Origin of the sequence: Jutongia hominis (assembly GCF_014384965.1) — a bacterium.
Classification (GTDB): Bacteria; Bacillota; Clostridia; order Lachnospirales; family Lachnospiraceae; genus Butyribacter; species Butyribacter hominis.
Window position 1 is genome coordinate 151,562 of the sequence record NZ_JACRSW010000031.1, and the last position, 12,532, is coordinate 164,093.

Here is a 12,532-nt window from a genome sequence, read left to right on the forward strand (position 1 = left end):
ACTCTTTACTCATTAAATATAATTAAGTAAAGAAGTACCAAGAATCTTTACTGTAGCAGATAAGGATGCCTGATACAGATTGTCTGCCTGAGTCATATTGATATATGCATCTGTCAGATCGACATCTTCATTATCTGACAATTTTTCTTCTGTGTTAGTACTCTGATCATCCAGTTTATCTTCTGTCAGTTCAAGACGGTTATAACGTGAACCGAGATCTGCTAATGCAACATTTAACTTATCCTGCGTAAAGCTTACCATACTCAGTCCTTTTGTAAATGCCTCTGTCATAACTTCCGTACGAAGCTTTTTCTCTGCTTCAAAACGACTCTGAAGTTCCTTTAATGCAGCAATCTCATCCTCATCGGCACTGTTTGCGATCTGCTTATCTACATCACTCATCTTCTGCTCTAACTCATCCATTGCCTGCACACATTCTTCAATGTGATTGATCGCACGATAGATCTGTGGATCAAATGCATCTTTTGCCTGTGTATTGACAACAGCTGTCTGGCTGAAATTAACTTCATAACGGATATCCTGTTTCTCCGGTGCAGAATAATTGATTGTTCTTCCTGTACTTGTATTATAACTTGTACATCCAAAATACATTTCCGGACGGATATCACTCTTTTCAAATTCTTTCTTTGTATAATCAACCATAATTGTTGCATTATTCATCTGGACATCAGAATATGCCTGCGCACCAAAGATCACGGTGCCGGTATCATACAGATAGATTGTATCAAAGTTGGTACCGTTTGCTTTATTATAAGCATCTACATCATATGCGTTCGGATCGTCTGAACTTACCACTGCACTGGATAAAGTATCCGTAACCGTTGTGCCTGCTGCATTCTTATAGGATGTTGTAATATTAAATACCGTATTATCTCCTGTGATCGCACTGTTTGAGCAATTACGGTAAGAAAGCTGTAAGCGGTATGCGGTATCCTGAGATGCAAGCTGGTCGGAATAATCCGTGATATCATTACCTGCTACATATCCCACATTACTTGTAACATATTTGATCGTATCAATTGCTTTTGATGAAAAACTTTCCGAAATCTTATATTCCAGATTATCGGTATCGGTCGGAAAGATAAGAGAGGTATCGGTACGATATCCGCTAAATACATATCTGCCCGAATAATCGGTATTAGCTTCATCTTCAAAGATAGAAGAAACATATTCCTGCAGCACAGAAAGGACAGAGTTTCTCTGATCTGATTCAAGATAATCATTTGCACCCTGGTTTAAATAACCTTTCATATTCTTTAAAGTTGTATTTGCATTTTTTAATGCTGTCTCTGTAGAATCCATCCAGTCCATGGCGTCCGATACATTTTTACTTGCATACTGCCTGATCTGTGTATAAGTAGTACGCAGTTGTAAAGCACGAACCGCTACTGTAGGATCATCCGATGGACGCTGGATCTTTTTTTCTGACGCAAATTGTGTCTGGTATTTTAAAAATAAATTTTTCGCATTGGTAATATGCTGCTGCGAACTATTTGTGATCATGCTGTTTGTAACTCTCATGAAACCCTCCTATCTATGCTTTGCAAGCATCGCTCTTCATTTATCAGTCTGTCTGATTGCGGTACAACGAAATTCAAATTTTCACATTTTCGTTATACTAGACTGCTGTTCCATTGATCAACTTATCTAACACTTCATTCATAACAGATAATACTTTATATTGATAATTCAACAGATTCTGGCAGATGATCATGTTCTGGCCTTCTTCATCTTCATCAACACCCGCTGTTGATAACCTTCTATTTGCTACTGCATTTTTGATATTTTCTGCATTCTCCATCGCCGTTTTTACCTTGGATCCGTCTACACCGGCTGCAGAAGTAAGCACCTGTAAAAAAGATCCCGGTTTTCCCTGTCGAAACATCGTAGTATCATTTGCAAGGTCAGACATCTTCGCTAAGTTACCACCATTTGATACACCGCCGCCCTGTTTATCGGAAAGTGCAAGCAAAGAACCGTCTTTTGCAATCTGTGAATCAATATTGCAATTCAACGCGGTCATCATATAATAACTTGTATTAGCATACCCTTCGGTATCCGTTGCGATCTTTCCATTAGCATCTAAGGCTAATAAGGAATCAAACGTAAATCCTGTCTTTACTGTATCCGAAAAGCGCATCTCAATACCATTTACTTTATCTTTTGCAATAAACATCTGCTGACCTGCATTATCATTCAGATCATAACCACTTGTCTGTACTTTATTGAAGTTATATGAAAAAGTTCTGATAAATTCATTCAGCTGCGACATATAATAAGGAACACCTCTGTAATCTACCGCATCGCTGATATGCATATCCTCATCCTGAATATCTCTTCCTAATGCATTTTCCAATGTAAATGTATACGTATAATTTCCATCAGCATCCACTGTTGCTGTAAATGACTTATAATTATATGTAGCATTTCCCAGTGTGATCACACCATCCGAAGCCGGAATATCCAGTTTTAAAAGAGAATTTCCAAGGTCGTTTACATCTGTTACTGTTAATGTCTTAGAACCCGCTGTTCCGGTTGCTTTTCCTTCAAATGTCTCATTATTATTACCATCACGCATTTCAAACAATGCCTGCAGTTTTCCGCCTAATGCTTTGCTCCGCTTATCAAAGCTCTGACCGGTACTCCATGTCAGATCATACATCTTATCCATATCATTCATAGAATAACAGGTATCCATTGCTGTATACTTGATCGTATTATAATCATTGGTATCTACTAAAGGCGACCCTGCGATCGATACAATGTATTGAGCAAGTCCGTTACCGTTTGTCGGCTCTTTTTCTACCACGTCAACATCCACTAATGCCGAAAGCTCATCTATGATCGTTGCTCTCTGGTCGCGCAGATCATTTGCCTTTGTACCATATATTTCAATCGTAGCGATCTGCTTGTTCAGCGATGCGATCTGCTGTGCATACGCATTGATCTGATCTACTGTTGATGCTATCTGGTCATTTAAATCTTTTTGTAATGCCTGTAACGAATTCGCTACTTCATTGATCGATTTGACTAATGTATCTGCATAACCGACTGTCTGTGTACGAATCGTTGTGCTGGATGGATCTGTTGTCAGACTGGTAACTACTTTGAAAAAATTATCCAAAGAATTTGTCATTCCGCCACTTGTACTGTCTTTTGCATACAGATCATTCTCAATACTGTTCATATAATAATTTAATGATTCATAACGGCTATAGCTTGTATTGCTCATGCGATATTTATTATCGTAATAAACGTCTCTCTGGCTGTCAATGCTGATCGCATCGACACCGGTTCCTACCATACCATATGTAGTTTTAAAAGAGATTGCTTCTGTTGCCTGCTGTTTTACAACCTGTCTGGAATATCCTGTTGTTTTTACATTTGCGATATTATGTGCTGTTGTATTTAATACGGCATTGTAGGTAGACATACCTGATCTTGCAATATTTAACCCAAAAAATGTTGATGGCATCTCTTATCCCTCCTATCCTAAACGTTCGATCAAATGCTGTAACATTGCATCTACCGTCGTGATATATCTTGATGCAGCATTGTACGCATGCTGGTACATCAAAAGACTTGTCATTTCTTCTTCTGTCGATACACCGGCAATCTGCTGTCTCTTATCTTCTATGCTTTCTGTTTCTTTTGTCTGGTTTTCCATAATACTCTTCCAGACACTCCCCTGCGTAGCAAGGTTTCCGACCATTGCATCATAGAAACCGTCTGCACCATATTTTGATAATGCATTCGGATCTAATGCCGTATCTTCTTTTCTCCAGCTTGCAAGGATATTTTCATATGGTGTCTGTAAATATGTTCCATAATTTCCGGTTGCGGGATTACCCTTGACCGGAAGGTAAGAATAATTCTCTTTGAGGCTCGAATTCACTTCTAGATTCTGTAATGTATATAATGTATTTTTATCATCTGCGTCTTCTTCATTGTATACATACAGGCTGTATGTCTTTGTACCATCCGCTGCAACATTTTCTTTTGTCAGCGTAATCGTGTTGCCATTCTCATCTGTGGTTGTCACAGGTCCGTTTACCGTATATACCGTATAACGTGAACCTTGTCCTTTTCGTGTGAAAACTTCCGTTCCGATTGTTTCATCGTCATCCGCACCTACCAGGCAGTTGTTCGCATCAAGTACTTTTGCATTTGTCAATGCCGGCATTGCATTTCCCTTTGCATCGGTTCCGGAAACACCTGTCAGATCTGCATCAACATTTGGTGCAAATGCATCATTGACAGCTGTAACGATCTTGTGGATCAAAAGGTCAAACTGTGCTTCTACTTTCTCTAGCAGACAATTTCCTGTTGTATTATTATAATTCTCCAATTCATAGGATGTCGGATTCTGTACAATATCTGTGTACACACCAACATTCTTGCCTCGTGCTGTCAGAATACCAAGAAGTGAACCCATATCTGTTTCTTCTTCCTGTGAGTATGCACGATTGATATCATATACTTCACCATAACCGTTCTTTTCCCATACTACCGTATACATCGGAGAAGATTCAATATCGGTATATGTTCCGGTTGCTTCATCGTATTTCTGGTTCTTGATATTTTTGCAAGCCATATGATACGATCTTGATTCATCAACTAACGGTGCGTTATTGATTCTGACGTTAACCTGTCCTGTGCTGTCTTCATAGTAATCATAGTTTGTATATTCCGCTAACTGATCTAATAAAAGGTTTCTTGCATCACGGTAATCATTTGCATTTTCAAGTCCCGATGCTTCTGCTGCGGAAATCTTTGTATTCAGCTCTGCGATCTGGTCAGCAATCTTGTTGATCGATGTCACCTGATTTTCAATCTGTGAATTCAGATTAACCTGATAACTCTTCAATGCAGAATAGACATTTTGTGCCTTTTCCAGGAACGATTCTGCCTGTGTAATGAAAAGCTTACGATTTGTAATACTTTCCGGATTGGTTGACAGATCTTGTACAGTCTGCCAGATGTCCGATAAGACATCATTGAACTCCACGCCTTCTGTCTCGCCTAAGATATCTTCAATCTCGGTTGCCGTATTATACTGTACTTCGTAGAAAGTCTGTCTGCTGACTTCCTTTCTATACTCTTTATCCAGAAATTCATTTCTGATCTGACGTATTGTGGCAATCGTTGTACCGTATCCTACCTGAAGTGTAGAATTCGTTGTTGTCTTGATTGTCTGATAATAGGTATCTTTATTGATATTCTGCTGTCTGGTATACCCCTGTGTCTTTGTATTCGCAAGGTTATGTGCCGTTGTATTCAGTCCTGCCTGCGACGATTGCAAGCCGGAAACACCCGCATTAAAACTTGTAAATAAACTCATCTTTTCCTCCGTTTCAATAATATGTACTCTCGATATCTTCTCAAAAACCAATCCGAAAGCACATCAATCTATATCCATTCAATATATTCAACTTTTCTTTTCAAAACTCATATCTTTCTGACCGGATGACCACTACCGGTCATCCTATCACTTCCGATATATTGCCAGATTTTAATTCTCTTATACAGCAAAAAAACGGCTGTCACAGTACAGGGAGCTTTACGCTCCCCGTAAACAATCACTACTGCTTTGCATCAAACCCTCCCGGTGTATATCCCGGACTGTAGGATGACGATGCATTGCGGTCGTAATTATTTACCCCTGGTGACATCCGTGTACTTTGAATAAAATTCATATTGAATTCTATCATTTCAAGGGAATTCTCAATGAGATTTTTATTTTTCTCATTAATATCTACTAAACGCCTCATGATCACTTTCAATTCATCATGAAGCTGTGCTATCTTTTTTCTTTCTCCAGGCTGCTTTTCTAACAGCGTTGCCAATGTTGTCAGATCCAATGTGCTCGCATCCCTGTTTAGCACGACTCCAATATTGGCAATCACTTCTTCTCTTTTCTTTCCTATCGCTGTCGCTTTCTCAACCAAAGCCTGCTCTTCCCGGGTTACCTCTTCCAGTTCTTTCAGATCTCCACGGGTTAAGATCTCCGTCTTCTTCTCTGATACCGGAATCAGTTTCTCATAAATTTCTTTTTCACCGCTCAATGCAGTAAAAAGATCCTCCATCAAACTAGCCAATGTTCAACCTCATTTCTTATATTGAGATGTCATAGTAATTACTGATCATCTTTTCTGCGATTTCCTGTGAAGATACGTTATACGTTCCACTGGCAAGTGCTTCTTTCATTTCAGCAACTCTGTCTTCGCGAACATCTGATGACTCAGCGATCGCATTCTTTGCTACCTGATAATCTTTTGCAGATTGAGAGATTTCATAAGCATCCTGATATGAGGATTTCTTTGTCTTACCTACGCTTTTTACCTTTGTTGACTGGTACAGCTGACTTACATGATTAATGGCATCTACTCTCATTCTAATCACCACCTAAATAAAATTTCACAACATTTTCAATATAAATATCGGAATGATAAAAAAGAAACTTTAGTTTTTTTTTGACTTTTTTGCAAAAAATAAAAAAGTGCAAAGCCCGCACTTTGCACTGCAAGAATTGCTAATGCAATTCTTGTTGATGCACCACTACTGCACGAACAGATTCCTATTCCACAAAAAAGGACAGCACCTATGTGCTGCCCTCTGTCAGACCATCTGATCTTTTTATTCGTATTTAACATCCTTTAAGATATCCGAAAAGTCAAAGGTAGCAAAGTAATCCTTTGGCGTCTCTGCACGACGGATCATCTTAACACTTCCGTCTTCCTGTAACAACAACTCTGCTGATTTCAATTTACCATTGTAATTATATCCCATTGCAAAACCATGTGCACCTGCATCATGAATGAACAAATAATCTCCCATATCAATCTTTGGAAGCATTCTGTCTACTGCAAATTTATCATTATTCTCACAAAGAGATCCTGTTACATCATATTTGTGATCACAAGGAGCGTCTTCCTTCCCAAGAACCGTGATATGATGATATGCACCATACATAGCCGGTCTCATCAGATTGACAGCACATGCATCTACACCGATATATTCCTTATAAATATGCTTCTCATGGATTGCTTTTGTGACAAGTCCACCGTAAGGTGCAAGCATAAATCTTCCTAATTCTGTAAAGATTGCAACATCACCAAGCCCTGCAGGTACCATGATCTTTTCAAACTGCTTGCGTACGCCTTCACCGATCACTGCAATATCATTCGGCTCTTTGTCCGGTGTATAAGGAATACCGACACCACCGGAAAGATTGATGAATGCAATATCTACACCTGTTTCTTCCTTCAATTCAACAGCAAGATCAAAAAGGATACCTGCCAAAGTCGGATAATATTCATTTGATACGGTATTACTTGCAAGGAAAGAATGAATTCCAAAACGCTTTGCTCCCATTTTTTTCAAACGTTTGAACGCTTCTTTCATCTGCTCTTTTGTCATACCGTATTTGGCATCTCCCGGATTATCCATAATGTCTGTTCCCATCTTGAACACTCCGCCCGGATTGTAACGACAGCAGATAGTCTCCGGGATACCTGCTTCTTTTTCCAGGAAATCAATATGTGTAATATCATCTAAGTTGATAAATGCATCTAATGCTTTTGCTTTTTTATATTCTTCTGCCGGAGTTACGTTTGAAGAAAACATAATGTCTGATCCATGGAAGCCACAAGCTTCTGACATCATAAGCTCTGTCAATGAAGAACAGTCAACACCACATCCTTCTTCCTGTAATATTTTTAAAATATATGGATTCGGAGTTGCTTTTACCGCAAAATATTCACGATATCCTTTATTCCATGAAAATGCTGCTTTTAACTTACGTGCATTCTCTCTGATCCCTTTTTCATCATAAATATGAAACGGAGTCGGATATGTCTTTGCAATCTCTTCTACTTGTTCTTTGGTTACAAATGGTGTCTTTTTCATAATCTGTCTCTTCCTTTCTATACTTTACAGACTAACATCGCAAATCGCCTTATGATCGTCTGATTCTTCTGGTAAACTCCACACAATCTTTATCATATCAAAAAGCAAATCCACTTTCAATACTTCTTTTTGGCACAAGCGCAAACATTTGTTCTGATTATTTGCAATCTTATTTTTATTTGTGCTATACTTATTAGATATGTACGCAATAAACACTTGCGCCGGTTTACCGGCATTTATAAAAAAGCAACTTAAAGGGGAAAGAAAATGAGCGAATATTCAGGAAAAGATATTGTAATCCTGGAAGGATTAGAAGCAGTCAGAAAAAGACCGGGTATGTATATCGGTTCAACCGGTTCGAGGGGTCTTCATCATCTGATCTGGGAAATCTTAGACAACAGTATTGATGAACATCTTGCGGGATTTTGTGATGAAATCCATATCACGATGCAAAAAGACGGAGGAATCTGTATCGAAGATAACGGGCGAGGGGTTCCGGTTGACTTACATCCGACCAAGAAGATACCGACAGTACGTGTTGTATATACGATCCTGCATGCCGGTGGAAAGTTCGGAAACAGTGCCTACAAAGTTTCAGGTGGTCTGCATGGTGTCGGCTCTTCTGTTGTCAATGCATTATCAACAAAAATGATCGTTGAGGTACGCCATAACGGATGCATCTATCAGGATATCTATGAGAATGGCGGTAAGCCTGCTGTCTCCTTAGAAAACGGAATGCTTCCGGTCATTGGCAAATGTGCAAAAAGTGCTTCCGGCACAAAAGTAACCTTTTATCCTGATCCGGAAATTTTTGAAACAATCCATTTCAAACCGGAAGTGATCAAAAAGAAATTAAAAGAGATCGCCTTTTTGAATAAAAATCTCAAATTGATCTTTAAAAACGAAATAGACGACGAAGAAATTGTCTATCTTGAAGAATTCGGAATCCAGAGTTTCGTCCGCTATATCAACAGGGATGCCGTTGTATTGCATGAAGATCCTATTTATATAGAAGGAAAAAGCGGTGATATTGAAGTTGAAATTGCTTTCCAGTATACAACGAATTTTTCAGAACAGATCAATCCGTATTGTAACCGTATCAATGTCGTAGACGGCGGTACCTTAGTAACCGGCTTTAAAACCGGTCTCACGCGTGTAATGAATCAGTATGCAAGAGAACTTGGCATCCTAAAAGAAAAAGACGAAAACTTTGACGGAAAGGATATCCGAAACGGTCTTGTTGCAATCATTTCGATCAAGCATCCCGATCCGCAGTTCGAAGGACAGACAAAAACGAAGCTTGGAAATACTGACGCAAAAACAGCTGTAGAAGATGTCTTTACCACGCAGGTACAACGTTATCTTGATAAGAATGTCGAAGTCTTAAAAAAAATCTTAGACAATTCCTTAAAATCCTACAATGCCAGAAAAGCGAGTGATAAAGCAAGAACCGCTGTCTTAAAACAGTTAAATGATATTGACAGCAAAAGCAAACTTGCTGCATGCACTTCTAAAAAGCCGGAAGAATGTGAAGTATACATTGTCGAGGGTGACTCTGCCGGCGGTACGGTAAAAACAGCCCGTAACCGAAAGACGCAGGCAGTTCTTCCTTTGCGTGGAAAAATCTTAAACGTAGAGAAAGCTTCGTTAGAAAAGATCTTGCAAAACAACGAGATCAAATCCATGATCGCATCCTTTGGCTGTGGCATTGGTGATGATTTCGATATCAAAAAACTACGCTATGACAAGATCATTATCCTGACCGATGCCGATGTCGATGGTGCTCATATCAGTACATTGCTTTTAACATTCTTTTATCGTTTTATGCCGGAACTGATCTATGAAGGAAAAGTCTATCGTGGTCTTCCGCCATTATATAAGGTAGATTACGAGAACAAAAAGCTGCCGGTCAAAGATAATGATAAAGCCGAAAAAGGCAAAAAAAGCCGTAGCAAAAAAATGCATTCCGAATATATCTTTAACGACTTTGAGTTAGAAAAATTCCGTAAGAATAAAGATAACAAGATCCTAAGTATCCAACGTTACAAAGGTCTTGGCGAAATGGATGCCAGCCAGCTCTGGGAGACAACACTTGATCCCGAGACAAGAATTCTTGCACAGATCTCTATCAGTGATACGGTTGAGGCAGATGATGTGACTACGACATTAATGAGCAGCAGTGTCCCACCAAGACGGCAGTTTATTATGGAAGAAGCCAAGTATGCTACATTAGATGTGTAATGTTCTTTCCCGCTATAGATGGTATCACTGCATAATAAAGATTCAGATATAAAATTGAAATAGAAACGAGGATTATAATGACAACGAAAGACCAATCAATCATTCAATTAGATTTTTCAGATGAAATGAAAAATTCCTACCGGGATTATGCTGTCAGCGTTATTATCTCGCGTGCACTTCCCGATGTCAGAGACGGACTCAAACCGGTTCAGCGAAGAATATTATATGCCATGACAGAACTCGGACTGGCACCGGACAAGCCACACAGAAAAAGTGCCCGTATCGTCGGAGATACCATGGGTAAATATCATCCGCATGGCGACAGCTCCATCTACGATGCTTTAGTACATATGACCGAAGATTATTCCCTAAACCTTCCTTTAGTAGATGGTCATGGTAACTTTGGTTCCATTGACGGAGACAGTGCTGCTGCGATGCGATATACCGAAGCCCGTTTGTCTGCAGGTGCCTTGACGCTTCTTGAAAACTTAGACAAAGGACTGGTTCCTTTCGGTCCAAACTTTGATGAAAGCGAAAAGGAGCCACTTGTTTTACCGGCTACACTGCCAAACCTTTTGATCAACGGTACAACCGGTATTGCTGTCGGTATGGCGACAAACATTCCACCGCATAATGTATCCGAAGTTATTGACGGAACCGTGGCATTGATCAAAAATCCTGATATTACAACAAAAGGACTTATGAAATATATCAAGGGACCGGATTTTCCAACCGGAGCAATGATCACAAATGCTGACAGCATTGAACAGATCTATAATACCGGTGAAGGAAAATTAACGATCCGTGCCAAAACAGAAATTGAAAACAGCGATAACGGACGCAAAAATATTGTAATTACCGAAATTCCCTATACCGTTGCCGGTAACAAAACAAAATTATTAGAAAGCCTTGTCGCTCTGACAAAAGATAAAGTCTTTGATGAGATCTATGATGTCCGTGATGAGTCTTCAAAAGAAGGAATCCGTCTTGTGATCGAAGTAAAAAAAGACCGTAATATCGAAAATCTCTTAAATGGGCTCTATAAAAAGACAGCCATGGAAGATACCTATGGTGTCAATATGCTTGCAGTCAAAGACAAACAGCCGATCACATTTACGTTAAAGCATATGCTTCAGGAATTTGTACTTTTCCAGGAAGAGTTATATACCAAAGAATATGAGCATCTTCTTGCCAAAGCCAAAGACCGCCTTGAGATTGTAAACGGTCTGATCAAAGCAACCGATGTGATCGATCTGATCATTGAGATCTTACGTGGCAGCCAGTCTGTCAAACAGGCAAAATCCTGCCTGATCGATGGGATCACCGAAGGGATCACATTCCGTTCCAAAAAATCAGAAAAAGATGCCGCTACGCTCTCTTTTACCGAACGTCAGGCAGATGCGATCCTTGCTATGCCGTTAAGCCGTCTGATCGGTCTTGAACTTTTAAAACTACACCAGGAAAAAGATGTACTTGATAATAACATTGCGCAATATCTTGTGATCTTAAACAACAAAGAAGAATTAGACAAAACAATCATTGCCCGTCTGAAACGATACAAAAAACAATTTGGAGTACCCAGAAAAACAGAACTTGCGAATGTTTCTCAGGTCAAATATGTTGAAGAGATCAAAGAAGAGGATATCTATGTTCTGATCGATCGCTTTGGCTACATCAAATCTGTTGATGCCACAAGTTATTCCCGCCTTTCTGCAGAAACGCTCAACGATTATGCACATATCGTCTGTATGCGTAACACAGATCGGCTTTGTGTCTTCTCTTCTGCGGGTAACATGTATCAGATCAAAGCCATGAACATACCAAAAGGCAGGAGCCGTGATAAGGGTGTGCTGATCCAGTCACTTTGCAAGATCGGGCACGAAGATGCTCTGCTTTATGTCGATGCAGAAACATTATTTAATTCACAGCTTCTCTTTACAACAGCATATGGTTTTGTCAAGCTGGTATCGGGTATTGAATTCGATACGAACCGTCTGGCAATCGCTTCTACAAAACTGGATGAGAATGATTACCTTGCCGGTGTGACTTTATTAACCGTAGAAGATGCGATCGCACAGGATCGTAAAGTCATTATGATCACAAAAGACGGACTGTCTCTTGGCTTTCCACTCACAGAAGTCAGCGAGCTCAAAAAAACAAGCCGTGGCGTTAAAGGTATTGCACTGGAAAAAGAGGACCTTGTCGAATACTCTTCCGTTGTAACGCCGGATTGTGAAGAGGTCACTTTTGAACAGACTAAATACAATCCAAAGAAGATACGAAACCGCAAACGTGGTGCGAAGGGGCAGAAAGCACAGATACGTCTTTCTTAATACAATAGAGTATTATCTGTATGAATAGA

8 protein-coding genes are annotated in these 12,532 nt (G+C 39.6%); 2 read left to right on the plus strand and 6 right to left on the minus strand.

Annotation, left to right across the window (positions count from 1 at the left end; all coding sequences use genetic code 11):
- Positions 1-12: 12 nt before the first annotated feature.
- The 6 genes from flgL to H8700_RS08750 form a co-directional block, all read right to left on the minus strand.
- On the minus strand, positions 13-1,542 hold the full coding sequence (flgL, locus tag H8700_RS08725; RefSeq protein WP_249305157.1) for a flagellar hook-associated protein FlgL: 1,530 nt from the start codon (positions 1,540-1,542) through the stop codon (positions 13-15).
- Positions 1,543-1,639: 97 nt separating this feature from the next.
- On the minus strand, positions 1,640-3,496 hold the full coding sequence (gene flgK, locus H8700_RS08730) for a flagellar hook-associated protein FlgK (RefSeq protein WP_249305159.1): 1,857 nt from the start codon (positions 3,494-3,496) through the stop codon (positions 1,640-1,642).
- A 12-nt stretch (positions 3,497-3,508) separates the two neighbouring features.
- Positions 3,509-5,362, minus strand: a complete 1,854-nt coding sequence (gene flgK / locus H8700_RS08735; protein ID WP_249305161.1) for a flagellar hook-associated protein FlgK — start codon at positions 5,360-5,362, stop codon at positions 3,509-3,511.
- A 241-nt stretch (positions 5,363-5,603) separates the two neighbouring features.
- Entirely contained in the window at positions 5,604-6,119 is a 516-nt protein-coding gene (locus H8700_RS08740) for a flagellar protein FlgN (RefSeq protein WP_022141655.1), read from the minus strand.
- Between the two features lie 16 nt (positions 6,120-6,135).
- The gene (gene flgM, locus H8700_RS08745) at positions 6,136-6,414 is read right to left on the minus strand and encodes a flagellar biosynthesis anti-sigma factor FlgM (RefSeq protein ID WP_022141654.1); all 279 of its coding nucleotides are present in this window, start codon (positions 6,412-6,414) and stop codon (positions 6,136-6,138) included.
- 243 nt (positions 6,415-6,657) lie between these two features.
- The gene (locus H8700_RS08750) at positions 6,658-7,929 is read right to left on the minus strand and encodes a diaminopimelate decarboxylase (RefSeq protein WP_249305163.1); all 1,272 of its coding nucleotides are present in this window, start codon (positions 7,927-7,929) and stop codon (positions 6,658-6,660) included.
- 267 nt (positions 7,930-8,196) lie between these two features.
- On the opposite strand from H8700_RS08750, the gene H8700_RS08755 reads away from it, so the two are divergent.
- Together H8700_RS08755 and H8700_RS08760 are read left to right on the plus strand one after the other, a co-directional pair.
- On the plus strand, positions 8,197-10,170 hold the full coding sequence (locus tag H8700_RS08755) for a DNA gyrase/topoisomerase IV subunit B (RefSeq protein WP_249305166.1): 1,974 nt from the start codon (positions 8,197-8,199) through the stop codon (positions 10,168-10,170).
- Positions 10,171-10,247: 77 nt separating this feature from the next.
- Positions 10,248-12,503, plus strand: a complete 2,256-nt coding sequence (locus tag H8700_RS08760; RefSeq protein WP_249305168.1) for a DNA gyrase/topoisomerase IV subunit A — start codon at positions 10,248-10,250, stop codon at positions 12,501-12,503.
- The last annotated feature ends 29 nt before the right edge of the window (positions 12,504-12,532 follow it).

Bases quoted from the DNA above. Each gene is read 5' to 3' on its own strand.
- flgL (WP_249305157.1), bottom strand. From the start codon at position 1,542: ATGAGAGTTACAAACAGCATGATCACAAATAGTTCGCAGCAGCATATT.
- flgK (WP_249305159.1), bottom strand. From the start codon at position 3,496: ATGCCATCAACATTTTTTGGGTTAAATATTGCAAGATCAGGTATGTCT.
- flgK (WP_249305161.1), bottom strand. From the start codon at position 5,362: ATGAGTTTATTTACAAGTTTTAATGCGGGTGTTTCCGGCTTGCAATCG.
- flgM (WP_022141654.1), bottom strand. From the start codon at position 6,414: ATGAGAGTAGATGCCATTAATCATGTAAGTCAGCTGTACCAGTCAACA.
- H8700_RS08750 (WP_249305163.1), bottom strand. From the start codon at position 7,929: ATGAAAAAGACACCATTTGTAACCAAAGAACAAGTAGAAGAGATTGCA.
- H8700_RS08755 (WP_249305166.1), top strand. From the start codon at position 8,197: ATGAGCGAATATTCAGGAAAAGATATTGTAATCCTGGAAGGATTAGAA.
- H8700_RS08760 (WP_249305168.1), top strand. From the start codon at position 10,248: ATGACAACGAAAGACCAATCAATCATTCAATTAGATTTTTCAGATGAA.